Source organism: Micromonospora coriariae, assembly GCF_900091455.1.
Classification (GTDB): domain Bacteria; phylum Actinomycetota; class Actinomycetes; order Mycobacteriales; family Micromonosporaceae; genus Micromonospora; species Micromonospora coriariae.
This window is the reverse complement of record NZ_LT607412.1, coordinates 1,114,940-1,141,267: the sequence shown is the minus strand read 5'-3', so window position 1 is coordinate 1,141,267 and position 26,328 is coordinate 1,114,940. Positions and strand designations below refer to the sequence as shown.

22 protein-coding genes are annotated in these 26,328 nt (G+C 72.0%); 14 read left to right on the top strand and 8 right to left on the bottom strand.

Annotated features, from left to right (window positions below):
• Positions 1-159 precede the first annotated feature (159 nt).
• Both rny and GA0070607_RS05285 read left to right on the top strand, forming a co-directional pair.
• Positions 160-1,926: a ribonuclease Y gene (rny, locus tag GA0070607_RS05290; protein WP_089017160.1), complete on the top strand. Its 1,767-nt coding sequence runs from the start codon at positions 160-162 to the stop codon at positions 1,924-1,926.
• A 9-nt stretch (positions 1,927-1,935) separates the two neighbouring features.
• Positions 1,936-2,319 carry a hypothetical protein gene (locus tag GA0070607_RS05285; protein ID WP_157743088.1) on the top strand — a complete coding sequence of 128 codons (384 nt, stop codon included), beginning with the start codon at positions 1,936-1,938 and terminating at the stop codon, positions 2,317-2,319.
• A 70-nt stretch (positions 2,320-2,389) separates the two neighbouring features.
• On the opposite strand, the gene GA0070607_RS05280 is transcribed toward GA0070607_RS05285, so the two are convergent.
• From GA0070607_RS05280 to GA0070607_RS05265, 4 genes are read right to left on the bottom strand one after another with little or no spacing between them, the layout of a single operon-like run.
• Positions 2,390-3,358: an amino acid ABC transporter permease gene (locus GA0070607_RS05280; protein WP_089017158.1), complete on the bottom strand. Its 969-nt coding sequence runs from the start codon at positions 3,356-3,358 to the stop codon at positions 2,390-2,392.
• Positions 3,355-4,062 carry an amino acid ABC transporter permease gene (locus tag GA0070607_RS05275; protein ID WP_089017157.1) on the bottom strand — a complete coding sequence of 236 codons (708 nt, stop codon included), beginning with the start codon at positions 4,060-4,062 and terminating at the stop codon, positions 3,355-3,357. Before GA0070607_RS05275 ends, GA0070607_RS05280 begins: the two co-directional genes overlap by 4 nt.
• 41 nt (positions 4,063-4,103) lie before the next feature.
• The gene (locus GA0070607_RS05270) at positions 4,104-4,982 is read right to left on the bottom strand and encodes a glutamate ABC transporter substrate-binding protein (RefSeq protein WP_089017156.1); all 879 of its coding nucleotides are present in this window, start codon (positions 4,980-4,982) and stop codon (positions 4,104-4,106) included.
• Between the two features lie 57 nt (positions 4,983-5,039).
• A complete protein-coding gene (locus tag GA0070607_RS05265; RefSeq protein ID WP_089017155.1) occupies positions 5,040-5,795 on the bottom strand; it encodes an amino acid ABC transporter ATP-binding protein in 756 nt (251 codons plus the stop codon).
• Between the two features lie 194 nt (positions 5,796-5,989).
• On the opposite strand from GA0070607_RS05265, the gene selD reads away from it, so the two are divergent.
• Both selD and GA0070607_RS05255 read left to right on the top strand, forming a co-directional pair.
• Entirely contained in the window at positions 5,990-6,979 is a 990-nt protein-coding gene (gene selD, locus GA0070607_RS05260; RefSeq protein ID WP_089017154.1) for a selenide, water dikinase SelD, read from the top strand.
• Between the two features lie 233 nt (positions 6,980-7,212).
• Positions 7,213-7,692 carry a hypothetical protein gene (locus GA0070607_RS05255; RefSeq protein ID WP_089017153.1) on the top strand — a complete coding sequence of 160 codons (480 nt, stop codon included), beginning with the start codon at positions 7,213-7,215 and terminating at the stop codon, positions 7,690-7,692.
• A 94-nt stretch (positions 7,693-7,786) separates the two neighbouring features.
• Here the strand turns inward: GA0070607_RS05255 and GA0070607_RS05250 are convergent, their stop codons facing one another.
• Positions 7,787-8,041: a DUF2277 family protein gene (locus GA0070607_RS05250; protein ID WP_089017152.1), complete on the bottom strand. Its 255-nt coding sequence runs from the start codon at positions 8,039-8,041 to the stop codon at positions 7,787-7,789.
• 170 nt (positions 8,042-8,211) lie between these two features.
• Here GA0070607_RS05250 and GA0070607_RS05245 point away from each other — a divergent pair, with 170 nt between their 5' ends.
• From GA0070607_RS05245 to fxsT, 6 genes are all read left to right on the top strand, one after another.
• A complete protein-coding gene (locus GA0070607_RS05245; RefSeq protein WP_089017151.1) occupies positions 8,212-8,400 on the top strand; it encodes a hypothetical protein in 189 nt (62 codons plus the stop codon).
• Between the two features lie 63 nt (positions 8,401-8,463).
• On the top strand, positions 8,464-10,758 hold the full coding sequence (locus GA0070607_RS05240; protein ID WP_231930860.1) for an FxsB family cyclophane-forming radical SAM/SPASM peptide maturase: 2,295 nt from the start codon (positions 8,464-8,466) through the stop codon (positions 10,756-10,758).
• Positions 10,742-11,569 (top strand): aminoglycoside N(3)-acetyltransferase, encoded by an 828-nt coding sequence (locus GA0070607_RS05235; protein WP_231930859.1) that lies wholly within the window; start codon positions 10,742-10,744, stop codon positions 11,567-11,569. The genes GA0070607_RS05240 and GA0070607_RS05235 overlap by 17 nt, the downstream gene beginning before the upstream one ends.
• 52 nt (positions 11,570-11,621) lie before the next feature.
• On the top strand, positions 11,622-12,281 hold the full coding sequence (locus GA0070607_RS05230) for a TIR-like protein FxsC (RefSeq protein ID WP_157743087.1): 660 nt from the start codon (positions 11,622-11,624) through the stop codon (positions 12,279-12,281).
• The gene (locus GA0070607_RS05225; protein ID WP_089017148.1) at positions 12,278-13,546 is read left to right on the top strand and encodes a TIR-like protein FxsC; all 1,269 of its coding nucleotides are present in this window, start codon (positions 12,278-12,280) and stop codon (positions 13,544-13,546) included. Before GA0070607_RS05230 ends, GA0070607_RS05225 begins: the two co-directional genes overlap by 4 nt.
• On the top strand, positions 13,543-17,412 hold the full coding sequence (gene fxsT, locus GA0070607_RS05220; RefSeq protein WP_089017147.1) for an FxSxx-COOH system tetratricopeptide repeat protein: 3,870 nt from the start codon (positions 13,543-13,545) through the stop codon (positions 17,410-17,412). The genes GA0070607_RS05225 and fxsT overlap by 4 nt, the downstream gene beginning before the upstream one ends.
• Before the next feature lie 71 nt (positions 17,413-17,483).
• On the opposite strand, the gene GA0070607_RS05215 is transcribed toward fxsT, so the two are convergent.
• Positions 17,484-18,392 carry an alpha/beta fold hydrolase gene (locus GA0070607_RS05215; protein ID WP_231930858.1) on the bottom strand — a complete coding sequence of 303 codons (909 nt, stop codon included), beginning with the start codon at positions 18,390-18,392 and terminating at the stop codon, positions 17,484-17,486.
• Positions 18,393-18,611: 219 nt separating this feature from the next.
• Here GA0070607_RS05215 and miaB point away from each other — a divergent pair, with 219 nt between their 5' ends.
• Entirely contained in the window at positions 18,612-20,105 is a 1,494-nt protein-coding gene (gene miaB / locus GA0070607_RS05210) for a tRNA (N6-isopentenyl adenosine(37)-C2)-methylthiotransferase MiaB (protein WP_089017145.1), read from the top strand.
• 171 nt (positions 20,106-20,276) lie between these two features.
• Here the strand turns inward: miaB and GA0070607_RS05200 are convergent, their stop codons facing one another.
• Positions 20,277-21,866 (bottom strand): cellulase family glycosylhydrolase, encoded by a 1,590-nt coding sequence (locus GA0070607_RS05200; protein ID WP_089017144.1) that lies wholly within the window; start codon positions 21,864-21,866, stop codon positions 20,277-20,279.
• 316 nt (positions 21,867-22,182) lie between these two features.
• Entirely contained in the window at positions 22,183-23,391 is a 1,209-nt protein-coding gene (locus tag GA0070607_RS05195) for a DUF349 domain-containing protein (RefSeq protein WP_089017143.1), read from the bottom strand.
• Between the two features lie 201 nt (positions 23,392-23,592).
• On the opposite strand from GA0070607_RS05195, the gene GA0070607_RS05190 reads away from it, so the two are divergent.
• The 3 genes from GA0070607_RS05190 to dapF are packed head-to-tail and all read left to right on the top strand — an operon-like array spanning position 23,593 to position 26,076.
• On the top strand, positions 23,593-24,309 hold the full coding sequence (locus GA0070607_RS05190; RefSeq protein ID WP_089017142.1) for a class III extradiol dioxygenase subunit B-like domain-containing protein: 717 nt from the start codon (positions 23,593-23,595) through the stop codon (positions 24,307-24,309).
• Entirely contained in the window at positions 24,294-25,217 is a 924-nt protein-coding gene (gene miaA, locus GA0070607_RS05185; protein ID WP_231931099.1) for a tRNA (adenosine(37)-N6)-dimethylallyltransferase MiaA, read from the top strand. Before GA0070607_RS05190 ends, miaA begins: the two co-directional genes overlap by 16 nt.
• Positions 25,218-25,224: 7 nt before the next feature.
• Positions 25,225-26,076: a diaminopimelate epimerase gene (gene dapF, locus GA0070607_RS05180; protein ID WP_089017140.1), complete on the top strand. Its 852-nt coding sequence runs from the start codon at positions 25,225-25,227 to the stop codon at positions 26,074-26,076.
• The last annotated feature ends 252 nt before the right edge of the window (positions 26,077-26,328 follow it).

Here is a 26,328-nt window from a genome sequence, read left to right as displayed (position 1 = left end):
GCCGGCGGAGAGAGCTACCCACGGCCAGTCGCTCCGGTCGGGCGTCCAGAGCCGCAGGAGCGTGCCCTTGGCACGGTCGCTGCGGCGCCGACGTATCCAGGGGGAGGCGGCCATGGCGGGGCGGCACAGGTTCACCGGCGGTCCGCACGAGGTCCCGGCATGAGCAACTTCGACATGGTGCTCCTCGCTGCCGTACTGGTCCTGACCGTGGTGGTGGTCGGCGCGGTGCTCTTCGGCGTCCGGACGCTGCGCCAGGTCGGCACGGCCCCGGTGCCGGAGGACCCGGCCTTCATCGCCGAGAAGGACCGCCAGGAGCAGTCCCTGGCCGCCCTGCGCAGCGCGGCCGACCAGGCCAACAGCACTATCGACGTGGCGAAGTCGGCGGCGTCGGCCGCTCGGGCCGAGGCCGCGGCGGCGAAGGCCGAGGCGAAGGCGGCCCGGGCCGAGGCCCGCCGGGTGCTCGACGACGCCCGCGCGGAGGCCGACACGGTGCTGGAGCGGGCGCACAAGCAGGCTGAGGCGGACGCCGAGCAGTTGCGCACCACGGCCCGGCGCAGTGGCGAGCGGGAGGTCGCGGTGCTCGCCGCCACCACCCGGGAACAGGCGGCCGAGGTGGAACGCCGCGCGGCCCGGATGGACGAGCGCGAGCGGCTGCACACCGAGGAGGTGGAGCGGTTCGCCGAGCGGGAGCGGCAGCTCACCGGGGCCCGCGCGGCACTGGCGGCCCGGGAGGCCGAGCTCACCCGACGGGAAGCCGAGCTGGCCGAGGCGGAGGAGCTGCGCCGCCGGGAGCTGGAGCGGGTGGCCGGGCTCACCGCCGACGCGGCCCGGCTGGAGCTGATCGAGGCGATCGAGACGCAGGCCAAGCGGGAGGCGGCGCTCCTGGTGCGGGACATCGAGTCCGACGCACGCAACACCGCCGAGCAGCGGGCCCGGCACATCGTGGTCGACGCGATCCAGCGGGTGGCGAGTGAGCAGACCGCGGAGAGCGTGGTCAGCGTCCTGCACCTGCCCGGCGACGAGATGAAGGGCCGCATCATCGGCCGGGAGGGGCGCAACATCCGCGCCTTCGAGTCGGTGACCGGGGTCAACCTGATCATCGACGACACCCCGGAGGCGGTGCTGCTCTCCTGCTTCGACCCGGTACGCCGCGAGGTCGGCCGGCTCACCCTGGAGAAGCTGGTGCTGGACGGGCGGATCCACCCGCACCGGATCGAGGAGGTCTACGACCTGGCCCGGCACGAGGTGGAGGAGCTCTGCCACCGGGCCGCCGAGGACGCCCTGGTCGAGGTCGGCATCACCGAGATCCACCCCGAGCTGGTCACCCTGCTGGGCCGGCTGCGCTACCGCACCTCGTACGGGCAGAACGTGCTCAAGCACCTGGTCGAGACCGCGCACATCGCCGGCATCATGGCCGCCGAGCTGCGGCTGGACGTGCCCACCATCAAGCGGTCGGCGTTCCTGCACGACATCGGCAAGGCGCTCACCCACGAGGTGGAGGGCAGCCACGCCATCATCGGCGCCGACCTGGCCCGCAAGTACGGCGAGCACGAGGACGTGGTGCACGCCATCGAGGCGCACCACAACGAGGTGCCCCCGCAGACCATCGAGGCCGTTCTCACCCAGGCCTCCGACGCTTGTTCCGGCGGTCGGCCGGGCGCACGCCGGGAGAGCCTGGAGGCGTACGTCAAGCGGCTGGAGCGGATCGAGGAGATCGCCGCCAGCAAGCTCGGCGTCGACAAGGTCTTCGCCATGCAGGCCGGCCGGGAGATCCGGGTGATGGTCAAGCCGGACGACGTGGACGACATCGGGGCGGCCGTGCTTGCCCGGGACGTGGCCAAGCAGATCGAGGAGGAGCTGACCTACCCGGGTCAGATCCGGGTCACAGTGGTCCGCGAGTCCCGGGTCACCGAGATCGCCCGCTAGTCCGACCCGATGCAGACAGTGGGCGTGCCGGCGACCGCCAACCGCCCGGGCCTACTCCGGATCGTGTTGGTCTGGCTGGCCGGCAACCTGGTCATCGGCCTGCTCACGATCGTGCTGATCGCTGCCGTGGACACTCTCACCTACTACATTCGCGCGATCAATGGTGATGAGGTCGTCGCACCGTACGGCCGGGACGGCGCCCGCTTCGCCGTCTTCGAGATCGCCGTAATGGGCACAGTGCTGCTGGTCGCCGTGGTGCTCTTCAATCGTCGGCAGTGGCGCCGGTTCCGGGCCGTTCGGTTCGTCGGCTCTCTGCCTCTGCTGGCGGCGACCGTCGTAGCGCTGGCCCTACCATTCCTGTGGTTCTGGTTCGGCACCGACCACAGCTTCTGAGGCAAGCCGTCAGCGAAGCGGAAAGGGCCAGCCCGGACACCGGGCTGGCCCTTTCACTGCGAGCTGATTGTCAGATGCCCCCGGCGCCCTCGGCCTGGGACATCAGTGCCGCCGGCGGCGGGTTCTGTGCCGGGGTGTTCGCGGTCTTGCGGCCCCGGGCGAGCCGCCGTTGGACGTACTGGGCGAGCTTCGACAGCGAGTAGTTCACCACGATGAAGAGCACGGCGATCACGACGTAGACCTGGATGGGGTTACCCAGTGCGCCGATGATCTGCTTGCCGATGTTCAGGGTCTCCTCGTAGCTGATGATGAAGCCGAGCGAGGTGTCCTTGAGCACCACGACGAGCTGGCTGATCAGCGCCGGCAGCATGATCCGGAATGCCTGCGGCAGAAGGATCATCCGGGTGGTCTGTGCCGGGGACAGCCCGATGGCGGCGGCGGCCTCGCCCTGGCCGCCGGGCAGTCCCTCCATGCCGGAGCGGAGGATCTCGGCGATCACCACCGAGTTGTAGATGGTGAGGCCAATGACCAGATACCAGAGGTTGTCGAAGGTGATGCCGAACTCGGGAAAGCCGCGGGCCACGAAGAAAATGGTGATCACGACCGGCAGGCCGCGGAACACTTCGACGCAGACCCGGGTGATCGCCGACAGCAGCGTGCTCAGCCCCCGCAGCAGATACGCCAGCGGCGTGGCGAGCCCGGTGAACGTGCGACGGGTCAGGGACTTGAGCTGGATCCGCAGCACCGCCAGCAGCGTGCCGACCACCAGCGAGGCCACGATGGCCATCGCCGCCGCGATCAGGGTGTTCTTGAAGCCGAGGCCGATCCGGTCCCAGACCAGGGAGAAGTTCTCGTTGGAGGGGTCGACCAACGGTCCCCACAACTCCATCGAGAACTGGCCCTTTTCGTCCAGGGGCCGGTAGATCAGGAAGTACGCCCCGACGAGCAGGACCAGCCCGGCGACGATGCTGCTGATCAGCGTGATCCGCCGCTGCCGGGGCCCGGGGACGTCGTAGAGGACGCTGGTCTGCTGACTCATCGGGACACCGCCTGTCGCTTCTCGATCCGGTCCAGCAGGGTGCCGAGCGGCACCGTCATGATCAGGTAACCGATCGAGATGCCGATGGCGACCGGGACGAAGGCGTAGCCCTCGGCCCCGGTGAGCTGGTCGGCAGTGGCCGACAGGTCACCCACCACCCCGAAGAAGCCGGCCAGCGCCGAGTTCTTGATCATCGCGATGATCACCGAGCCGAGCGGCACCACCGAGGCCTGCCAGGACTGCGGCAGCACCACGTGACGCAGGTTCTGCCCGAAGGTCAGACCCAGCGATCGCGCGGCCTCCGCCTGGCCGGCGGGCACCGCGTTGACCCCGGACCGCAGCGCCTCACAGACGAACGCGGCGGTGTACAGCACCAGGGCGATCAGCGCGAACCGGAAGTACGGCAGGTCCGTGCCGAGCCGGGTGAACAACGAGTCGATCACCGGGATGCGGAGAAAGTCCGCGTTGGAGCCGAGCGCCGGCAGGCCGAACGCGGCGAAGAACATCACCACGGTCAGCGGCATGTTGCGGAAGACGTTGACGTACGCGGTGCCGACCGCCCGCAGCGGCGGCACGGGGGAGATCCGCAGTACCGCCACGATCGCGCCCAGGATCAGGGCGCCGATCGCGGCGAGTATGCAGATCTGGAGGGTGAGCCAGAAGCCACCGGCAAAGACGTCGAACTTGTCGATGAGCACGTTCACGGGTCGGTGTTCCTCCCACCCTCCAGATCGAAAGGGTCAGATCAGTAGCGGTTGATGGTGGGCGCCGAGCCCAGCTCCGCGCCGAACTTGCCGGCGGTGTCGTCCCAGGCCTTCTTCCAGCTACCGTCGCCGACCGCCTTGTCCAGGGTGTCGTTGATGAAGCTGCGGAAGTCCGCGTCCTCCTTCTTCACACCGATGCCGTACGGCTCCTTGGTGAAGTTGGGGCCGGCCAGCTTGAAGGACGCCTCGTCCTTGGCGATGTAGCCGAGCAGGATCACGTTGTCCGTGGTCACGGCGTCGACCTGGCCGCCCTTGAGGGCGTCACGGCACTTGTCGTAGGTGTCGAAGAGCACCAGCTGGGTGGCGACGTCCTTGACGTACTTCTTGATCTCCTCGGCCGGGGTGGAGCCGGTGACCGAGCAGACCTTCTTGGTGCCGTCCTTGAACGAGTCCGGACCGGTGATCGCGGTGTCGTCCTTCTTCACCATGATGTTCTGGCCGGCCTCGTAGTACGGCCCGGCGAAGGCAATGCGCTCCTTGCGCTTGTCGTTGATCGTGTAGGTCGCGGCGACCAGGTCGACCGTGCCGTTGACGATCACGTCCTCGCGGACCTTCGAGGGGGCCTCGACCCACTCGATCTTGTCCTCGGGGATGCCGAGCTCCTTGACGATGATCTTCGCGATCTCGACGTCGAAGCCCTCCGGCTTGCCGGACAGGCCCTTCTGACCGAAGCCTGGCTGGTCGAACTTGGTGCCGACCTTGATCTTCTGGGCCTTGTTCAGCTTCTCCATGGTGCTGCCGGCGGCGAAGGACTTGCTGCCGGAGCCGGTGCCCTCCCCGCCCTCGTCGCCGCCACAGGCGGTCAGGCCGAGCGCCAGAGCGGCGACCGCGGCGACTGCCGCAACGCGCTTGATACGCATACTCTTCTCCTTCTTCAACGGGGCCCGCCGGTGGCCGGCGTGCTCCAGTACGAACGCCTAGTGCGTGAGGATCTTGGAGAGGAAGTCCCGGGCGCGCTCACTGCGCGGGTTGGCGAAGAACTCCGCCGGCGGGGCGTCCTCGACCAGCTGGCCGTCGGCCATGAAGATGACCCGGTTCGCGGCGTGCCGGGCGAAGCCCATCTCGTGGGTGACCACGACCATCGTCATGCCGTCCCGTGCCAGCGAGGTCATCACGTCCAGCACCTCGCCGACCATCTCCGGGTCCAGCGCGCTGGTCGGCTCGTCGAAGAGCATCGCCTTGGGCTGCATGGCCAGCGCCCGGGCGATGGCCGCCCGCTGCTGCTGGCCACCGGAGAGCTGGGCCGGGAACTTGTCCGCCTGGTTGGCGATGCCGACCCGGTCGAGCAGAGCCAGGCCGCGCTCGCGGGCCGCGGCCGGCTTCTCCTTGCGGACCTTGATCGGGCCGAGGGTGACGTTCTCCAGGATGGTCTTGTGGGCGAAGAGGTTGAAGGACTGGAAGACCATCCCGACCTCGCTCCGCAGCTTCGCGAGGGGCTTGCCCTCGGCCGGCAGCGGCTGGCCGTCGAAGGTGATGGTGCCGGAGTTGATCGGCTCCAGTCGGTTGATGGCGCGGCACAGCGTCGACTTGCCGGAGCCGGACGGGCCGATCACCACGACCACCTCGCCCCGGCCCACCGACAGCGAGACGTCGTCCAGCACGTGCAGCGGCCCGAACCACTTGTTGACCGCGTCCAGCACGATGAGCGGTTCGCCCGTCGTCACGTCGTCCACCGTCCCTGTCGTCTCCCGGATAGGGGTCGGTTGACCCCCGGTGCGGCCACTGTAGGCGGCGTGATGTGGCGGAACGCAACCTGGCGGGTCACGGAGCGGTAACACCGGTCGCGTTCGTCGCCACGAGTCCGATTCCGGTCACCGTGCGGGCCGCATCGCTGGCGTCGGCGGCGGGTTGCCGAGATCATGGGGGGATGACCGAACCGGTACGCCTGACCCGGTACGCCCGCGGCGGCGGATGCGCCTGCAAGATCCCTCCAGGTGAGTTGGAGATCATGGTGGCCGGTCTCGGACCGGCCACCGGCACCGCGGAACTGCTGGTCGGGTTGGACCACGGTGACGACGCGGCGGTGGTCCGTCTGGATGAGCGGACCGGCCTGGTGAGCACCGCCGACTTCTTCACGCCGGTGGTCGACGACGCGTACGACTGGGGTCGGATCGCCGCGGCCAACGCGCTCTCCGACGTGTACGCGATGGGCGGCGTCCCGCTGGTCGCGCTCAACCTGCTCTGCTGGCCGCGCGACGTGCTGCCGCTGGAGCTGGCCCGCGAGGTGCTGCGAGGCGGTCAGGACGTGGCCCGGGAGGCCGGCTGTCACCTGGCCGGCGGGCACAGCGTCGACGACGACGGTCCGAAGTACGGCCTCGCGGTCACCGGCACCGTCCGGCCGGAGGAGCTGATCACCCTCGACGCGGGCCGCGCCGGGGTGCCGCTGTCGTTGACCAAGCCGCTCGGGGTGGGCGTGCTGAACACCCGGCACAAGGCCACCGGCGAGATCTTTCCGGAGGCGGTGGCCACGATGAGTGCGCTCAACCGGGACGCCGCCCGGGCGGCGGTCGCGGCGGGCATCCGCTGCGGCACCGACGTGACCGGGTTCGGCCTGCTCGGGCACGCCTCGAAGCTGGCCCGTGCGAGCCGGCTGACGGTGGCCATCGACACAGCGCGGGTGCCCTACCTGCCAGGCGCGCGGGAGGCGCTGCGCGACGGGTACGTCAGCGGCGGCAGCCGGCGCAACCTGGACTGGGTCACCCCGTGGACCGACTTCGGCGCGGTGGGCGAGGGCGAGCGGCTGTTGTTGGCCGACGCGCAGACGTCCGGCGGCCTGCTGGTCGCCGGTGAGCTTCCGGGCGCGCCGGTGGTGGGTGAGTTGCTGCCGCGCGGCGAGCACCTGCTCGTCCTGCGCTGACCGACGGCCGACGCGGGTCGCGGTTCGGAACACCCGTCGCCGATCGCGCGGAGGGGGCACCATACCCGATAAACTGTCACCTTCCCGCTACTCCGAGCATTGGCGCTCAGGTAAATTTTGCCCGGAATGGTCACAGACCGGTAACTTGCCCCCGGCTGAGGTCATATGCCCCCCACCATCGTCAGTAAGGCCCGATCCGGAGGCCGGTGGGACGAACGCAGCGAGGAGGCGGAATGACCGAGCTGTGGAACTGGAGAATCGACCGGGTACGACCCGTGGAGGTCTACCCGGCGCTGGCCGAGGCGCTCGGCCGTGTGGTGATGCCGCTGGCGGTGGCCGACCCGGCCCGGCTGCCGGCGTACGCCGTGGTCTGCGACGTCTGGCAGGCGCCGGGCGAGTTCGCGACGATCGTGGACTGCTACGGGGTGCCCGAGCGGCTCCCCGAGCATGCGAGCATCGCCGCGCTGGCCCGTTTGCTGGACCGCAACTGCCTGCTGCGCGACGACACGCTCGACGCCGGCCGCCACCTGCTCGTCGCCCCGGACGGCACGGTCCGCCCGGTGCACTTCGACGTCCGGGACACCGACGACGGCGAGGTGCTCAGCAGGCAGCGGCTCTGCACGCTGGCCGACCCGGGCTGCCGGGGCTGGTCGCAGTGTCACCGCTCGCGCTGGGCGCCCGACACCATCGCCCCGGCGCTCGCCGCGGCCTGACCCCACGGGTCGGGCCGTGCGCCGGCGGCACCCTCCCTGCTCGTCGATCTAGGGAAGATCGTTGCTCAGGGAGATCCACTGGCAGCAACATGCCCTAGATCGACGCGGCGGGGGACGCGGGGGCGGTGGGGGCGGTGGGGGCGGTGCCGCGCACCACTAGTTGGTTGAGCAGGGTGCGGGTGGCCTCGGTTACGGCGGCCACCGCGGCGTCGAACGCGGCGGCATTGTGCGCGGCGGGTGCCCGGAAGCCCGAGATCTTCCGGACGTACTGCAACGCCGCCGCCTCGATGTCCGCCTCGGTCACCTGCGGGGTGAACGGCTCACGCAGCGTCTTGATGCTCCGGCACATGTGACACTCCTCGTCTGCAGCTGTCGACACCGGTGCTGCCACCGGGGGTGCCGGCGGCTGCACCGACGGTGACATTGAGTCGATATTTGTCTATCCTGGTCACGGACCAGAGCCTTTCGAGCCATTGTCGCCGCTCGCGCTCCCGCGCCCCGGGCCCCCGGAGACTCATTGTGGACCATGCCCCCACCCGCCCATCCCGTCCCGCGCTCGACGATCTGACGCGTAGCCTGCACACCCCGCTGGAGCGGATCGCCGTCGAGCATGCCGACCTGGTCGCTACGGTTCGGCAGCGCGTCCTCGCCGGTGAGGCGATGCCCTCGGGCGCCGTTCCCGTCGCCGCCTTCAACTCGTCCATCTGATCGATGGTCTGCCGGTGCGGATCGCCCGGTTCGGGCGGATCCTGCCGGCGGATCAGCCAGTTCGTGCTGAAGGTGCACAGCAGGTGTGACCTCAGCTGCGACCACTGCTACGTCTACCAGCACGCCGACCAGACCTGGCGTGGCCGACCGGTCCGGATGTCAGCGGCCACCGTCCGGGCCGCCGCGAAGCGGATCGCCGAGCACGCGCGCGAGCACGAGCTGCCGGTCGTGCACGTGGTGCTGCACGGCGGCGAGCCACTGTTGCTCGGTGCCGCCGGGTTACGCGAGGTGGCGGCCGAGCTGCGGGCGGCGATCACACCCTGGACCGACCTCGACCTGCGCATGCAGACCAACGGCGTGCTGCTCGACGAGGCGCTGTGCGGCGTGCTGGTCGAGCACGACGTGAAGGTCGGCGTGTCGTTCGACGGCGACCGCGCCGCCAACGACCGGCACCGCGTGTTCGCCCACGGAGGCAGCAGTCACGACCACGTCCGGCGGGCTCTGGCCCTGCTCCGTCAGCCGGCTCATCACGCCAGCTACGCCGGCATCCTCTGCACCGTCGACGTCCGCAACGATCCCGACCGGGTGTACGAGGCCCTGCTCGCCGAACACCCGCCCCGGGTCGACCTGTTGCTGCCGCACGCCACCTGGGACCGCCCCCCGGACCGCCCCGGCGTCACGGCCACCCCGTACGCGGACTGGCTGGGGCGGCTCTACCGGCGCTGGGTGGACGACGGGCGGCCCGTGTCGATCCGGCTGTTCGAGGCGCTGCGCCCGGGGGGAGGCGGAACCGAGGCGTTCGGCCTCGCCCCGGCCGACGTGCTGGTGGTCGAGTCGGACGGCACCTGGGAACAGGTCGATTCGCTCAAGACCGCGTACCACGGTGCGGCCGGCACCGGCTTCGACGTGTTCGGTCAGTCGGTGGACGAGGCCGCCCGGCACCCCGGGGTCGCCGTTCGGCAGGCCGGCGTGGCCGGGCTCAGCGCCACCTGCCGGGCCTGCCCGGTCGTCGACCGGTGCGGCGGCGGCCTGTACGCCCACCGTTGGCGCACCGGCTCCGGTTTCGACAACCCTTCGGTGTACTGCGCGGATCTGCGCCGCCTGATCGACACGGTGGCCGCGTACCCGGCACCGGGCCACGCCGCCCGGCCCACGCCACGGGAGCGGGACGACTCGCCCGTCGACGAGCTGCTGGACGAGCTGGCGAGCGGGCACGAGTCGGAGCAGACCCGCAATCTGCTCGCCGCCACCCAACTCTCCATCACCCGGGCGCTGCTGGCGGCCTGGCGGGAGAAGACCGGCCCCAGCGACGCCTGGGAGCTGCTCGCACACCTCGACGGCACGGCACCGGACGCGGTCCGGGCGGTCCTGACGCATTCCTTCGTCCGCCCGTGGCTGGTGCACCGTCTCCGTTCGTCGACCCGGTCCGGGCCCACCCGTGCGGGAGACCGGTTACCGGCCCTCGCCATCGTCGCCGCTCTTTACGCGGGCGTCCCGACCGCGCTGAGCGTCCCGGTGCGGTCCGGCACGATCACGCTGCCCACACTCGGCAGCCTGGTGTTGCCCAGCGGTAGCGGGGAGAGTGCCGAGGTGACAGTGGCCCCGGGCGGGTTCCGGGTCCACGGCGGGCGGACGGAGCAGGTGGTGTCAGTCGATCCGGCCGGGCCGCCGCCGGCCGGCTGGCGACCCACGCGTCGCGTACCGGTGCCCGGGCGCCACCTGCTCGTCGAGGACGGCGACCCGTACCGGGACTGCTACGGCCAGCCGGTCGCGTCCCGCCTGGACGACGCGGAGGCGCGTGCGTTCGGCCATACCCTGGCTGACGCCTGGCGTGTCGTGCACCGCGACGTGCCGGCCCACGCGGCGGCGCTCGACGCCGGCCTGCGCGCCGTCGTGCCGCTGGCCCCCGATCCGACGAGACCGCTGCGCAGTGCCACCGCCCGGGACGCGTTCGGTGCGGTCGCCGTCACCCCCGTCGCGGACCCGGAGGCGATGGCGGTGCTGCTCGTGCACGAGTGGCAGCACGCGAAGCTCGGCGCGGTGCTCGACCTGTACGACCTCGTCGAGCCCAGCTCGGCCACCCGGATCCCTGTGCCCTGGCGGTCGGACCGCCGGCCGCCCGAGGGAGTGCTCCAGGGGGTGTACGCGCACCTGGCGGTCACCCAGGTGTGGCGCTCCCGGGCGGATGCCGACCGGCCCGAACATCGGGACGCGCCGGCGCACGCGGCCCGTTACCTGTCCTGGACGCGGGACGGCGCCGACGCGCTGCTGGACAGCCGCACGCTCACCACGGCGGGGGAGCGGTTCGTGGGGCGGATACGGCACGCCCTGGAGGAGACCCGTGTCGGGCCCGGATGAGCCGCGACACCTGCCCGCGCTGGGTCGCGCCGGCCTCGCCGCGGACCTGCGGGCGCTGGGCGTCCGTGCGGGTGCGTGCCTCCTCGTGCACTGTGGCCTACGTCGGGTGGGCCCGTTGGAGCACGGTCCGGCGACGCTCGTCGGCGCGCTGCGCGACGTCCTCGGCCCGGCCGGCACGCTGCTGGTCCCCACCCAGACCGACGGCAACTCGACAACCTCCCGCACGCACCTCTCGGCCACCGCCGGCATGGACGCGGCGCAGCTCGCGCGATACGAGGCGGCCCTGCCGGGCTGGGACCGCCGGACCACCCCCTCGCAACGGATGGGGGTGCTCGCCGAGTACGTCCGGTGCGCCGCCGGCGCGGCGCGCAGCGACCATCCGCAGACCTCCTTCGCCGCGCTCGGTCCCCGGGCGCGGCAGCTCACCGACGGCCACGACCTCGACTGCCACCTGGGTGAACGTTCACCGGTGGGCGCCCTGTACGCGGCGGACGGGCAGATCCTGCTGCTCGGCCTCGGCTACGAGGCGTGCAGCGCGCTGCACCTGGCCGAATACCGCCTCCCGGTGCCGCCGCCGGAGCGGGACTACAGCTGTTTCCGGCTCGTCGAGGGGCGTCGGGTCCGCCTCGACTTCCGCGCCCTCGACCTGGACGACACCGACTTTCCGAGGGTGGGAGCGGCGCTCGACGCCGAGCCGTTCGTCCGGCACGGGTCGGTCGGCCGGGCGAGCGCACGACTGCTCCCACTGCGCGCCACTGTGGACTTCGCGCTCGGTTGGTTCGCCGCGAACCGGTTGACGGTACGGCGTTGACGTGGGGACTACGCTGATGTTCCGGCCGCGTGGGGAGGGCGGAGGGACTGCGGTGAGCACAGTGGACCCACGCTCCGGCGCGCGCGCCCCGCTCTTTTTTCTCAGCTATTCCCTGCCGCCGATCCACTGGGTGACCGGCAACCCCGCCGAGAACATCTCCCGCTTCTACAAGGACCTGTCGGTCCACGTCAGCGAGCTGGTCGGCCCGGTGACCGGTGTGGATCCCGGCTTCCTGGACAGCTCCATCGCCGGTGGGGAACGCTGGAGCCCCGAGCTTCTCCAGGCCGCCGGCACCTGCCAGGTCTTCGTTCCGCTGGTGTCCAGCACGCTGCTCGGCAGTGACTGGTGTGGCCGGGAGTGGGACGCCTTTGCCCGCCGGCGGATCGTCCCGCGATCCGGTGCCTCGTCGGCGCACGAGACGGCGATCGTGCCGGTCACCTGGTCGCCGACCAACGGCACGCCACTGCCCCGGGTGCTCCGCGACATCCAACGGTTCTCCCCGACCGCGATGCCGGATCCGGACATCGCGGTGCACTACCAGCGGGATGGGGTCTACGGATTGCTGACCATGCAGTGGGAGAACGCCTACCGGGCGGTGGTCTGGCGGCTCGCACAGCGGATCGTGGCCATCCACCGGTCGTACCTGGTGGAGCCGTGGGTGCCGGCGAGCGTGGACGAGCTGTGCAACCGGTTCACCGAGGAGCCCGGATGAGCCCGCCGGCGGGCCGACGCAGGGTGGCGGCCCCGGGGACGTACTTCTTCCTGAGCTATGCCCACTCCGCTCCGCCGCAGGGCGCCCAGGCCGACACCGACGTCTGGGTCGGCAAGTTCTTCGCCGACCTGACCGACGAGGTGACCCGCCAGGCGAAGCCGGTGGCCGGGATGCGGATCGGGTTCTTCGACCAGCACATCCCGTTGGGCGCCGACTGGAAGGCGGCCCTCGCCGAGGCGCTCGGTGCCGCCGAGGTCTTCGTCCCGCTCTACTCGCCCGGCTACTTCAGCCGTCCCTGGGCGCTGGGGGAGCAGGAATCGTTCCGGGCCCGGCTGACCGCCGCCGCGCCGGCCCGGGCCGCCGCCGGCCACCTCACCCCGGTGCTGTGGATCCCCTTCCCGCCGTGGGAGACCCATCCGGAGCTGGACGGCGCGCTGGACCTGGGCCGGGACGTCCCGGAGTACGCCGAGAACGGCCTGCGCGCGCTCTGCATGCTGGCCTCCTACCGGGCACAGTACGAACTCCTGCTGAGCCGCTTGGCCGGCCGGATCGTGCACACCGCCGAGCGGCGCCCGCTCGGCCCGTCCCGGGCACCCGGCCTGGACGAGGTCACCCGCCCGGCACCGGCCGACCCGGACTTCGTCGTCGCCGTCCTGGCCCCCACCCGGGACCACCTCCCCGCGCTCCGCGATCCCGCCGGCTACGCCGCCAGCGGCCGGCTCTGGCGGCCGTACGGCCGCCGTCAGGAGCTGCCCGCCGCCGAGTACGCGGCCAGCACCGCCGAGCGGCTTGGGCTGTCGGCCCGCACGGCGGACTTCGCGCAGGCCGCCGGGCTGCTCGAGCGCCGCCCGGCCGTGCTGCTGGTCGACCCGTGGATCGTGGCGGCACCGGACGCGCTCGGCGCCGTCGCAGACCTGCTGCACGGCCTGCGGGAGTGGGTCGTCCCGCTGGTGGTCACCGACGACGACGATGCGCAGGACGCCGCCAGATGGGCCACCGAGGTGACCGAACTGCTGCACGACGCCGGCCTGCCCCAGGTGAAGCAGGCGTGCACCATGCGGGAGTTCGTCGACCTGATGCCGGCGCTGGTCACCGAGGCCCGCCGCCAGTTCCTCAAGCACGCCCCGGTCGTCGCCTTCCCCCCGCCGGAGCCGGTGCCCAGCCTGCGCGACGGGCCGCCCAACCCCGGCCCGGCGACTCCGCCCGACCCTGCGTCCGCGCCCGATGATCCGGCGACACCGCGTCCCCACGGAGAGACCCCATGAGCAACGATCGCGACGGCCAGGTCGTCACCTTCTACTCGTTCAAGGGTGGAACGGGCCGGACGATGGCGCTGGCCAACGTGGCCTGGATCCTGGCGGCCAGCGGACGGCGGGTCCTGGTCGCGGACTGGGACCTCGAGTCACCCGGCCTGCACCGCTTCTTCCACCCCTTCCTCGACGCCGAGGCGATCCAGGGCACCAGCGGCGTCATCGACCTCATTCGCGACTACGAGTGGGAGACCACCCGGGCCGACGACCGCCCCGAGCGGTGGATGGAGCAGTACGCCCGGGTCGGCCGCCACGCGTTCTCGCTGCGCTGGAACTTCCCCGACGGCGGCGGCCTCGACTTCCTCTCCGCCGGCCGGCAGAACAGCGACTACGCCGTCTCGGTGAGCGGGCTCGACTGGGACAACTTCTACAACCGGCTGGGCGGGGCGCAGTTCTTCGAGGCGCTCCGGGCGGACATGAAGCGGCAGTACGACTTCACCCTGATCGACAGCCGGACGGGGCTGAGCGACGTCGCCGACATCTGCACCCTGCACCTGCCGGACACCCTGGTCGACTGCTTCACCCTCAGCGACCAGGGCATCGACGGTGCGGCCCGGGTCGCGCACTCGGTGCGGGACCGCTACCGGCGGCGGGACATCCGGGTCCTGCCGGTGCCGATGCGGGTGGACCCGGCCGAGAAGGAACGCGCCGAGGCGGGCCGCCTGCTGGCCATGCGCCGCTTCGCGGGGCTGCCGACCGGCATGACGGAGGCGGAGCGGCGCCGGTACTGGGCGGCGGTGGAGGTCCCGTACCGGCCGTTCTACGCGTACGAGGAGACGCTGGCGACGTTCGGCGACGCGCCCGGCTCGCCGACGTCGCTGCTGGCCGCGTTCGAGACGTTGACCGGGATCCTCACCGACGGCGCGGTGACCGCGCTGCCGGTGATGGACGAGTCGGTGCGGGAACGGGGCAAGGCCCGCTTCCGACGGCGCACCGAGGCGATCGACGACCAGATCGTGCTGCGCTGCGCCCCGGAGGACGCCATCTGGGCCGAGTGGCTGGAACGCGTGCTCACCGCCGCCGGTATGCGGGTGGTGGACGCCGCGTCCGCCGTCGGGTCCGCCGGTACGCCCGCCCCGCGCACGCTGACGGTGGTCTCGCCGGCCTACGTGGCGACGCCGTCCGGTGGCCTGCCGGCCCGCGACACCAGCACCGGCTCCACGGCCCTCGCCGTGTACGTCGCCGATCTGCGCCCGCTGGCGGAGTTCCCGGCCCAGAGCTCGACCAACCTGGTCAACGTGAGCGCCGCGACAGCGGTGGAGCGGGTGTTACGGCTGGTCGGCCGTCCGGTGCCGGCAGCAGCGGACGGCCCGGCGGGCGGGGGCGCCCGCTATCCCGGCGCCGAGCCGCTGATCTTCAACGCGCCCAACCGGAACGCCCGGTTCACCGGCCGCGAGGACGACCTGGCGCAACTGCGCAGGCAGTTGCAGAGCGGCGGAAGCGCGGTGGTGCTGCCGGTCGCCCTGCAGGGCATGGGCGGCGTCGGCAAGACACAGGTCGCCCTGGAGTACGTGCACCGGTTCAAGGCCGCGTACGACGTGGTCTGGTGGATCGTCGCGGACCCGCCGCAGTTCGTCGACACCGCGCTGGCCGACCTCGCCAGTCGGCTCGGCATCGCCGCCGGGCCCACCCTGCCCGACACCGTCCGGTCCGTGCTGCAGGTCCTGGGTCGGGGCGAGCCGTACGAGCGGTGGCTCGTCGTGCTCGACAACGCGGAGGAACTCGACCAGATCGAGCCGTTCCTGCCACAGGGGCCCGGCCATGTCCTGCTGACCTCGCGCAACCGCGCCTGGGGTGATCGGGCGAACCCGATCCAGGTCGACGTCTTCGACCGGACGGAGAGCGTCGCCCACCTCGCCCAGCGGGTGCCCACGATCAGCGCCGAGGAAGCCGACCGGGTGGCCGAGGCGCTCGGCGACCTGCCGATCGCCGTGGCCGCCGCCGGCGCCTGGCTCGCCGACACCGGCACATCGGTCGCCGACTACCTGCGGCAGATCGAGCGGCACGGCCCCAGCGCGCTCTCCGTGGCGGCCACCTGGGACCTGTCGTTGAACCGGTTGCGCGATCAGGCACCCGCCGCGTACCGGCTGTTGCAGCTCTGCTCGGTGCTGGCTCCGGAGATCGCCCTCGACCTGATCTACAGCGACGAGATGGCGTCGGCCCTCGTGCCGTTCGACCCGTCGGTGTCGGAACGGCTCGTGCGCGGCGCCCTGATCCAGCAGATCAACCGGCTGGCGCTGCTCAAACTGGACGTCCAGGGCGGTCGGGTCCAGGTGCACCGGCTTCTGCAGGCGGTGGTTCGGGACCGGATGACCGACGACGAGATCGTCACTGCTCGGCACCAGGTGCACCTGGTGCTGGCCGCCTCCCGACCCCGCGGCGACGTGGACGATCCGACCACCTGGCCGCGGCTGCGCATGCTCTGGCCACACCTGGAGGTCTCCGAGGCGGTGGCCTGCCCCGACGAGTCGGTGTGTCAGCTGCTCATCGACCGGGTCCGCTACCTGTGGCAGCGCGGCGGCCTGGAGCAGGCTGACGGGTTCAGCCAACGGGTGGACGACACCTGGTCCGCCCGGCTGAGGGATCTGGACGACGAGGGTGCGGCCACGGCGCTGGGTCGACAGTTGCTGCACCTGCGTTTCAACCGGGCGAACATCCTGCGCAGCCTGGGTCGGTTCGAAGAGTCCCGGGACCTGGACGAGGCGGTGCTGGCCGAGCAACGCCGGCTGTTGGGCAATCTGCACCCGCACAGCCTGATGACCGCCGGCAGCCTCGCGGGTGACCTGCGGGCGCTCGGCCGGTACGCCGAGGCGCTGGAACGGGACCGGTCCACCTACGCCTCCTGGCTCCAGGTGTTCGGCGAGGACCACCCCCGGACGCTGAGCGCGGCCAACAACCTCGCCGTCTCGTACCGGCTGGTCGGCGACTACCGGTCGGCCCGCCGCTGGGACGACGAGGTGCACCAGCGGCGGCGGCTGGTGCTCGGCCCCACAAATCCGTACACGTTGATCTCAGCTGTCCGCCTCGGCAGCGACCTGCGCGAGGCCGGCGAGTACGAGCGGTCGGCGACCCTGTTGCGCACCGTCTACGACGCGTACTGCGAGGTGCTCGGGCCCGACGACGGCCTCTCCCTCGGCGCACAGGTCAACCTGGCGGTGTCCCTGCGCAGTGCCGGGCGGGCCGGCGAGGCCGCGCCGATGTTCGAGACGGCCTACCGAAAGCTCGAAGAACGCTTCGGGCCGGACAACCCGGACACGGTGGCGTGCCGGTCGAGCCGGGCGGCGAACCTGCTGTCCGTCGACGACGCGGCCCGGGCGCTCGCCGAGATGATCGCGGTCAGTCGGGCGTACGAGGAGGAGCTGCGCCTGGGCCCCACCCATCCGCACACCCTGGCGACGTTGAGCAACATCTCCGCCGCCGAACGTGCGGTCGGCCGTCGGTCGGCGGCCCTCGCGTCGGCCACGCGTGCGGTCGGCGAGCTGCGCAAGGTGCTCGGCCCCGAACACCCGCACACCCTGGCGGCCGAGGTGAACCAGGCGGTGTGCCTCGCCGAGGAGGGCGAGTGGATGCCGGCGCGGGACCGGCTGCGGGAGACCGCCGACCGGCTGTCCGGGGTGATCGGCGCGGACCACCCCGACACGCTGCGCTGCCTCGGCGATCTCGCCCTGGTGTCGAGGCACGCCGGCGACGGCGCTCCCGCCGAGGCCGTCACGGCGGTCGCCGACCGGCTGGCCGAGGTGCTCGGCCAGGAGCATCCGACCGTGCAGACCCTGCGTGAGCGGCGGTTCGTCGTCCGGGTGATCGACCCGCACCCGTTCTGACCGGGCCGGGAGGTGGCTCGGCGGCGGTCCGGGCGTCCGGGCCGCCGTCGTGGCCGTGTTCCGGCTCCGGCTTACAGCTGCGGGCTTGCCGCGAGTTCCGGCGTGGCCAGCCAGGCCAGGGTCTGCGGCAGGATCTCCACCGCGCCGAAGTGCGCGGCGCCGGCCTGCACCTGGACCTCCGCGTGCGGGATCCGCGCGGCGAGCCACCGGGAGTGCTCCACCGGGGAGAACCGGTCCTGCTCGCCGTGCCACAACCGGACCGGCGCGCGGATGGCGCCCAGGTCGAACCCCCAGCCACGCCGCATCGCCAGCACGTCGTCGATCCAACCCTCGGGGCCGTGCCGTAGCGCTTCGGCGTACATGTCGGTCAGCAGTCGGCGGATCGCGACGTCGTCGACCACCCGGATGTCCGCCTCGGGCAGTTGGGGGCGGAGGAATTCCAGCAGCGTCATCGGGTCCCGCCGGGCCTGCTCCGCGCGTACCTGCAAACTGAGCGTGAGTTCGGCCAGGTCCTCATCGGCCTGCCCGTAGTCCTCGACGTTGGTCTCGGACATGCCGGCGTACCAGTCCAGGTCGGGCGCGCCGGCCGGGGCGAGCCCCACCAGCACGGCGGCCCGGGTGACCCGGTCCGGCAGCAGCGCGGCGCAGGCCAGGGCGTGCGGCCCGCCACCGGAGCGGCCCACCACCGCGAACCGCTCGATGCCGAGGTCATCGGCGATCGCCGCCACGTCGGCCGCCGCGTCGGCCACCCGGCGCCCCTCGTGCCGGCAGGAGTCGCCGTAACCGGGCCGGTCGTAGCAGACGAGTTGCACGCCGAGGCGGTAGAGGACGATGCCGCGAGGGCGGGGGCCGCTGCGGCTGCCCGGTGTACCGTGCAGCAGGAAGACCGCGGGCCCGTCCGGCGAACCGGAGGTCTCCACCGCGAGGTGCCGGCCGTCCGGAGTGGCGACGGAGCGCTGTGCCGCATGTTGTCGCGTCACGGTTGCCTCCCGCGGGTCGTCATGTGCTCCCCCGAGTACGGAGCCGCGCATCGGCGGCACCGAGTGCAAAGCCCCCGAAATCGCCCAGAACACATTCTTGTTGTGCAGCGTACTGCCCGTCGTGGACCCCCGCCATGGGCCACCGGGTCAATGCCGGTCCGCTGGGCCCGCCGACCGGGCCGCTACCCTGGTAGCCCGAGGGGAAGGGGCACCAAGAGGGTGGCTAGGACCTACAACGTCGTGACGTACGGCTGCCAGATGAACGTGCACGATTCCGAGCGCATCTCCGGCCTGCTCGAACAGGCCGGCTACGTACGCGCGGCGCCGGCCGACGACACCCCCGACATCGTCGTCTTCAACACCTGCGCGGTGCGGGAGAACGCCGACAACCGGCTCTACGGCAACCTCGGTCGTCTGCGCCCGGTGAAGGACAAGCACCCCGGGATGCAGATCGCGGTCGGCGGCTGCCTGGCCCAGAAGGACCGCGGCGAGATCGTCCGCAAGGCGCCCTGGGTGGACGTGGTCTTCGGCACGCACAACATCGGTGCGCTGCCGGTGCTGCTGGAGCGGGCCCGGCACAACGCCGCCGCCGAGGTGGAGATCCTGGAGTCGCTGGACGTCTTCCCGTCCACGCTGCCCACCCGGCGCGAATCCACGTACGCCGGCTGGGTCTCGATCTCGGTGGGCTGCAACAACACCTGCACGTTCTGCATCGTGCCCGCCCTGCGCGGCAAGGAGAAGGACCGCCGCCCCGGCGACATCCTCTCCGAGGTGCGCGCCCTGGTCGACGAGGGCGTGCTGGAGGTGACCCTGCTCGGGCAGAACGTCAACTCGTACGGCGTCGAGTTCGGCGATCGGTACGCGTTCGGCAAGCTGCTGCGCGCCTGCGGCGACATCGACGGGCTGGAGCGGGTCCGGTTCACCAGCCCGCACCCGAAGGACTTCACCGACGACGTGATCGCCGCGATGGCCGAGACGCCGAACGTCTGCCACTCGCTGCACATGCCGTTGCAGTCCGGCTCCGACGACGTGCTCCGGGCGATGCGCCGGTCCTACCGGTCCGACCGCTACCTGGGGATCATCGAGAAGGTCCGGGCGGCGATGCCGGACGCGGCGATCACCACCGACATCATCGTGGGCTTCCCCGGCGAAACCGAGGCCGACTTCCAGCGCACGCTGGACGTGGTCCGCGAGGCCCGGTTCTCCTCGGCCTTCACCTTCCAGTACTCCAAGCGCCCCGGCACCCCGGCGGCGACCATGGCCGATCAGCTGCCCAAGCAGGTCGTGCAGGAACGCTACGAGCGGCTGGTCGCCACCGTGGAGGAGATCACCTGGGCGGAGAACAAGCGCCTGGTGGGGGAGACCGTCGAGGTGCTTGTCGCGGTCGGCGAGGGTCGCAAGGACGAGCGGACCGGTCGGATGTCCGGCCGGGCCCGCGACGGCCGGCTGGTGCACTTCGCGACCACCGCGTCCGATGGCGGGTCGCTGGCCGATCAGATCCGGCCCGGAGACGTCGTGCACACCGCGGTGACGTACGCCGCCCCGCATCACCTCAACGCCGACGGCGCGCCGCTGGCACACCGGCGGACCCGGGCCGGCGACGCCGCCGAGGCGGGCCGCTCCCCGCGTACCCCCGGGGTGTTGCTCGGCCTGCCCACGATCGGCGCCCCATCCCCATCCCCCGCCCCCACCACCGGCTGCACCACCCACTAAGTCCCCGCCCCCCCGCCCCCGCCCCCGCCCCCCCGCCCCCGCCCCCCCGCCCCCGCCCCCGTCGATCTAGGGAAAATCGTTGTGGATGGAGATCCACTAGCGACGATTTCCCCTAGATCGACGCGGGTGGCGGGTGCGCGGAGGGCGCGGGAGGGCGCGGGGTGGGGTGGGTTAGCAGGACGTTGTGTTGAGTTTTGTTGTGGTGGGTGGGGTGGCGGTGCCGTTGGCGGTGAAGCCGACAGTGACGGATCCGCCCGCCGGCAGGGACGGAGCGTGGCTCGGGGCGGCGGCGGTGACGGTGGTGCCGGACTGGGTGACTGTGGCGTTCCAACCGCTGGCCAGCGTCACGCCGGACGGCCAGGTCCAGGTCACTGACCAGGGGTTCAGCGCGGCGGAGCCGGTGTTCGTCACCGTCAGCTCGCCCTGGAAGCCGCCCTGCCAGGCGTTGACCTGCCGGTAGCTGGCGGTGCAGCCGCCGGTCGGCGCCGGCGTGGTCGGGCCGTCGGTCGGGTCCGGGCCGGTGCTCCCACCACCCGTGGGGGCGATCAGGTACGGCTGGAGGATCGCCTGCTTGGTGGTGTTGATGCTGGTCCAGTCGTCCAGCGCGATGCCGCCGGTGTCGCCCGAGTTGGGGTTCCACGACCAGTAGGTGAAGGACATCCCGGTGACCCCGGTGCCGGTGTAGGCCATCAGCTTCTCCAGCCACACCCGGTCCTTCGGATCGGCCAGCGTGCTGCCGAACTCACCCATCATGATCGGCGCGATGTTCTGCTTGTGGAGGTAACCCCAGTACCTGTCCCAGATGGCTGTCATGTTCGCCGGATAGTCCGGCGCGTCGAACCAGCTCTGCCGGTAGACCGAGGTGGCGTACTCGTGCGGTGAGTAGACGAGCCGATTGGCCACGTCCAGCCGTACCGGGAACTGGCCGGCCTTCGACAGGTTGCCACCCCACCAGCCGCAGTCCTCGTCGTTGCTCGGGTCGTTGTCCCAGATGTTGGAGAGGCCGCCACTCGGGCAGCTCACCCCCTCCACGAAGATCAACCAGTTGGGCTGGACGCCGAGGATCGCGTTTCCGGCCCGCTCGGCGGCGAGCCGCCAGTCCCGGGCCGGGTCGGCACAGCCCCAGCAGGCGCCGGTGGCCGCCGGGTTGGTGCCCTCGGCGTGCGGCTCGTTGTGCAGGTCCGCGCCGATCACCGTGGGGTTGCCCGCGTACCGCTGGGCGAGCATCTTCCAGTCGTTGATCCAGGTCGCCTCGGAGACGGTCGAGGTGTACCAGAGCGGCGACTGCCCCGCCGACGTCGGCCGGTGCCGGTCCAGGATGACCCGCATCCCCTTGCTCCCGGCGTACCCGATCACCTTGTCCAGGATCTGCAACGGGGAGAGCCCGACCAGGTCCGGGTTGACGAAGTCGTTGATCCCGCTGGCGGTCGCGCCCGGCTTCAACGCGTCGTTCGAATACGGCACGCGCAGGGTGTTGTAGCCGAGCCGGGCCATCGTGTCGAGCTGCCCCCGCCAGGGGTTGCTCGACCAGAGCCCGTGGAAGGTCTTGTTGTCGGTCTCCATGCCGAACCAGTTGATACCGGTCAGCCGGACCGTGGTACCGGTGCTGTCCACTATCTGGTTGCCGCTGGTGTGCAGGTACCCGGTGCCGGTTCCAGCGGCGGCTGCCGGGCTGGTGCTGACGGCGGCGGCGATGAACACGCCGGCCGCGGCGGTGGCGAGCGCGGTCAGCGCGCCGCCAAGTGCGGTGGGACGGAACATACGAGCTCCACTTCGGAGGCCCGGCGCCCGCCGTGGGCGGCGGCGCGGGCGGGCGGCCGTCCGCACGTCACGGTCCCTTTGGGGGTACGCGGACAGTGCGCGACGGTCGAGGTCACGCGGACGGGGACACTCGCGGAAGCGCACCGACGACCCCCGACAGCGGTGTCCCGCCGTCGTCGCCCTCGTGCCGGTGGCCCAACCTGGCTCCGGCGCCCATTCTCATCAGCTCAGCTCGATGCGTCAACAATCCCCGGGTGGGGATACGCGGGAGCCCCGGTCCCGCACGGGACCGGGGCTCCGGAAGGCTCAGCTCAGCTCAGCCAGCCTGCTCGGCGAGCTGGAGGAACTGCCGCTTGGCGGCGAGGGCCTGCTCGGCCTCCTTGATGCGACGAGCGTCCCCGGCGCTCTGGGCCCGGGCCAGCCGGTCCTCGGCCTCCGCCACCTGCGACCGCATCTGGGCGAGCAGCGGGTTGTCCTCCTTGGTGGTCCGGCGCCAGGCCGAATCCATCACCTCGCGGACCTTGTCGTCGATGACACGCAGCCGGCGCTCCAGCCCGGCGGCGGCCTCCCGGGGCACCCGGCCGGCCTCGTGCCACTGGGCCTGGATCTCCCGCAGCTTGGCCTGGGCACCCTTCGGGTCGGCGTCGATGTCCAGTGCCTCGGCCTCGGCCAACAGGGCCTGCTTGCGCTCCAGGTTGGCGCGCTGCTCGTTGTCCCGCGCGGAGAAGACCTCGCTACGCCGGCTGAAGAAGGCGTCCTGCGCGGCCCGGAACCGTTCCCAGAGCTTCTGCTCGGCCTCCTTGGAGGCGCGCGGCGCGGCCTTCCACTGGGTCATCAGCTCCTTGAGCTGGTTGGCGGTTGCCGCCCAGTCGGTGGAGTCCTTGAGCTTCTCCGCCTCGGCGACCAACTCCTCCTTGGCGGTCTGCGCCTGCTTGCGCTGCGCGTCCAGGGAGGCGAAGTGGGCGCCCCGGCGACGGGTGAAACCGTCCCGGGCGGCGGCGAACCGCTTCCACAGCTCGCCGTCGGTCTTCTTGTCGACCCCCCGGATGGTCTTCCACTCGTCGAGGATCTCCTTGAGCCGGTCGCCGGCGGTCTTCCAGCCGGTGGACTCGGCCGCGAGCTTCTCGGCCTCCTCGACCAGCGCGGTCTTGCGGGCCAGGGCCTCGCCGCGAGCGGCGTCCCGGGCGGCACGCGCCTCGCCGGCCTTCTCCTCGGCGAGGGTCGCGAGTTTGTCCAGCCGCGCGGCCAGCGCGTCGATGTCGCCGACCACGTGGGCCTCGGGCAGGGAGGCGCGGATCCGCCGGATCGTGCTCAGCGAGTGCATGGCATCCGCCGCACCCGAGTTGAGCCGCGCTTCGGTCAGGTCCACCTCGGTCACCAGATCGGCGAAGCGGCGTGCGAAGTGCGCGAGGCCCTCCTCCGGTGCTCCCGCCTGCCAGGATCCGACCACCCGCTCGCCCTCGGTGGTCTTGACGTACACGGTGCCGTCCGCGTCCACCCGTCCGAAGGCAGTCCAGTCGCTCATGTGCCCATCCTCGTTCTCCCGGCGTCGAGGGAACCGTCCCCCGTCGCCGCCACGGCGCAGCCAAGTTGCTTCCGGCATTGTCACAGGTCCGACCCGGTCCGCGTCGAGCGCCTATCGCCGACCGTGACCATACGGTGTCCTAGGGCCCGATTGACCGGATCAGCGCGGAGACGCACCGGGGGTTCCCGCTACGGTAAACGGGTGCCACTGGTCGCCGCCGCCGTCTGCCCGCATCCGCCCCTGCTCGTGCCCGAGGTGGCGGGCGCCGCCGCGCCCGAGTTGGACGATCTGCGGGCGGCCTGCGACACCGCCGTGGGCCGGTTGTTCACCGCCTCCCCGGACGTCGTTGTCCTGCTCGGCGCGGGTCAGGCGACCGGCCCGATCTTCGCTCCGGCCACCGGCTCGCTCCAGCCCTGGGGCGTGGACCTGGACGTACCCCTGATTCCCGGTCAGCCCGACCGGGGTGCCGTGCTGCCCTTGAGCTTGACCGTCGGCGCGTGGCTACTTGCCCGCCAGGACGTGCGCGCGCCGGTGGCCGCCGTGCAGGTGGCCGGCGACGCCGGCGCGGCCGAGTTGGCGGCCCTGGCCGAGTCGGTCGCCGGGTCGGGTGCCCGGGTGGCGTTGCTGGTGCTCGGTGACGGGTCCGCCTGCCGGGGGCAGAAATCCCCGGGGTACGACGACCCGCGCGCCGAGGCGTACGACCAGCAGGTCGCCACGGCCCTGGCCGAGACGGACGTGGACGTCCTGCTCGACCTCGACCCGGTGGTGTCCGCCGAGCTGAAGGCCGCCGGCCGGGCGTCCTGGCAGGTGCTCGCCGGCGCGGCCCGGTCGGGCGGCGGGAGGTGGCGCGGCGAGCTGCTGCACGACTCGGCCCCGTACGGCGTCGCCTACTTCGTGGCGTCCTGGGAGCTGGTGTGACCGGCACGGTCGTCGCGGTGGTCGGCCCGACCGCGGCGGGCAAGTCGGCGTTGAGCATCGCGTTGGCGCACGCCCTGGACGGGGAGGTGGTCAACGCCGACTCGATGCAGCTCTACCGCGGCATGGACATCGGCACCGCCAAGCTGACCCCGGCCGAGCGGGACGGCGTGCCGCACCACCTGCTGGACATCTGGGACGTCACCGAGCCGGCCAGCGTCGCGGAGTACCAGCGTCTGGCCCGCGCGGCGGTGGACGACATCCTGTCCCGGGGCCGGGTGCCGCTGCTGGTCGGCGGCTCAGGGCTGTACGTGCGGGCGGTGCTGGAGCGCTTCAACTTCCCCGGCACCGACCCGGCGCTGCGCGAGCGGCTGGAACGGGAGCTGGCCGAGGTCGGCCCGGCCCCGCTGTACGCGCGGCTGCGCGCGGCCGACCCGGCCGCCGCCGAGGGCATCCTGCCCGGCAACGGCCGGCGGATCGTCCGGGCCCTGGAGGTGATCGAACTCACCGGCGCCCCGTTCACGGCGTCGTTGCCCGAGCCGGTGCCGTACTACCCGTCGGTGCAGCTCGGAGTCGACCTGGACACCGGGCTGCTGGACGAGCGGATCGCGCTGCGGGTCGATCGGATGTGGGCCGACGGCCTGCTGGCCGAGACCCGCGAGCTGGTCGGGCGGGGGCTGCCCGAGGGGCGGACGGCCAGCCGGGCGCTCGGCTACCAGCAGGTGCTGCGATTCTTCGCCGGTGAGCTGACCGAGACACAGGCGCACGACGAGACGGTCCGGGCCACCCGGCGGTTCGTCCGCCGGCAGCGGTCCTGGTTCCGGCGCGACCCGCGGATCCACTGGCTGGATTCGGCCGCCCCGGACGTGATCGAGACCGCCCTGCGCCTGGTGCCCGCTCCTGCGCGATGATTGAGGCGTGGAGTTCACCAAGGGCCATGGCACCGGCAACGACTTCGTCGTTCTCCCCGACCCGGACGGTCAGCTCGACCTGACCCCGGAGCTGGTCGCGGCGCTCTGCGACCGGCGGCGGGGCATCGGCGCGGACGGGGTGCTGCGAGTGGTCCGCGCGGCCAAGCATCCGGAGGGTGCCGGGCAGGCCGGTGAGGCCGAGTGGTTCATGGACTACTGGAACTCCGACGGCTCGCTGGCCGAGATGTGCGGCAACGGCGCCCGGGTCTTCGTCCGCTACCTGATCGACACCGGGCTGGCCACGCCGGCCGGCGTGGCGTTGCCGGTGGCCACGAGGGCCGGCGTCGTGCGCGCCCGGGTCGAGGGGGACGTCGTCGCCGTCGAGATGCGCCGCCCCCGGCTGCACGCCGACTCGACCGCCACGCTCGGCGGGCTGACCCTGTCCGGCACCGCCGTGGACGTCGGCAACCCCCACCTGGTCTGCGTCCTGCCGGCCGGTCTGGAGCTGTCCGCCCTGAATCTGACCACCGCGCCCGGATTCGACCCGGCACTCTTCCCGAGCGGGGTGAACGTGGAGTTCATCGTGCCGGGCGATCCGGTCGACGGCACCGACGAGCACACCCTGATGCGGGTGTACGAGCGCGGCAGCGCCGAAACCCTCTCCTGCGGCACCGGTGCCTGCGCGGTGGCCGCGGTGGCCCTGCGCGACGCTGCCCGGGACACCGGCAGCGTCGCCGTCGATGTTCCCGGCGGCCGGGTCACGGTGACCGTCACCGAGGACTCCTGCTGGCTGTCCGGCCCCGCCCTCCTGGTGGCCACCGGCGAGGTCGACCTCGCCGCGCTGCCCGCCTCCGCCTGACGCCGGGCGGCGCTGGCCCGTCTGGTCTGGCTGGCGTCCCGGCGCGTCTGCTGGCGCCCGTGTGCCGCGCCCGACCGGGGCCGTCGGTCACCGCGACGCCTTTGCTCTGCTTCACCCCACGCACCGGCTGATGTCCGATAATCGGGCACCGACCGTTGCGCTGGTTGAAGCAGAGCAAAGCGGGGGAGACGACCGGTTGGTCGTCTCCCCCGCTCACGGCGATACCACCGAGTACCGGGCCGGCGTCGCGTC

Bases quoted from the DNA above. Each gene is read 5' to 3' on its own strand.
- GA0070607_RS05270 (WP_089017156.1), bottom strand. From the start codon at position 4,982: ATGCGTATCAAGCGCGTTGCGGCAGTCGCCGCGGTCGCCGCTCTGGCG.
- selD (WP_089017154.1), top strand. From the start codon at position 5,990: ATGACCGAACCGGTACGCCTGACCCGGTACGCCCGCGGCGGCGGATGC.
- fxsT (WP_089017147.1), top strand. From the start codon at position 13,543: ATGAGCAACGATCGCGACGGCCAGGTCGTCACCTTCTACTCGTTCAAG.
- GA0070607_RS05250 (WP_089017152.1), bottom strand. From the start codon at position 8,041: ATGTGCCGGAGCATCAAGACGCTGCGTGAGCCGTTCACCCCGCAGGTG.
- GA0070607_RS05255 (WP_089017153.1), top strand. From the start codon at position 7,213: ATGACCGAGCTGTGGAACTGGAGAATCGACCGGGTACGACCCGTGGAG.
- GA0070607_RS05280 (WP_089017158.1), bottom strand. From the start codon at position 3,358: ATGAGTCAGCAGACCAGCGTCCTCTACGACGTCCCCGGGCCCCGGCAG.
- GA0070607_RS05195 (WP_089017143.1), bottom strand. From the start codon at position 23,391: ATGAGCGACTGGACTGCCTTCGGACGGGTGGACGCGGACGGCACCGTG.
- GA0070607_RS05225 (WP_089017148.1), top strand. From the start codon at position 12,278: ATGAGCCCGCCGGCGGGCCGACGCAGGGTGGCGGCCCCGGGGACGTAC.
- GA0070607_RS05200 (WP_089017144.1), bottom strand. From the start codon at position 21,866: ATGTTCCGTCCCACCGCACTTGGCGGCGCGCTGACCGCGCTCGCCACC.
- GA0070607_RS05285 (WP_157743088.1), top strand. From the start codon at position 1,936: ATGCAGACAGTGGGCGTGCCGGCGACCGCCAACCGCCCGGGCCTACTC.
- rny (WP_089017160.1), top strand. From the start codon at position 160: ATGAGCAACTTCGACATGGTGCTCCTCGCTGCCGTACTGGTCCTGACC.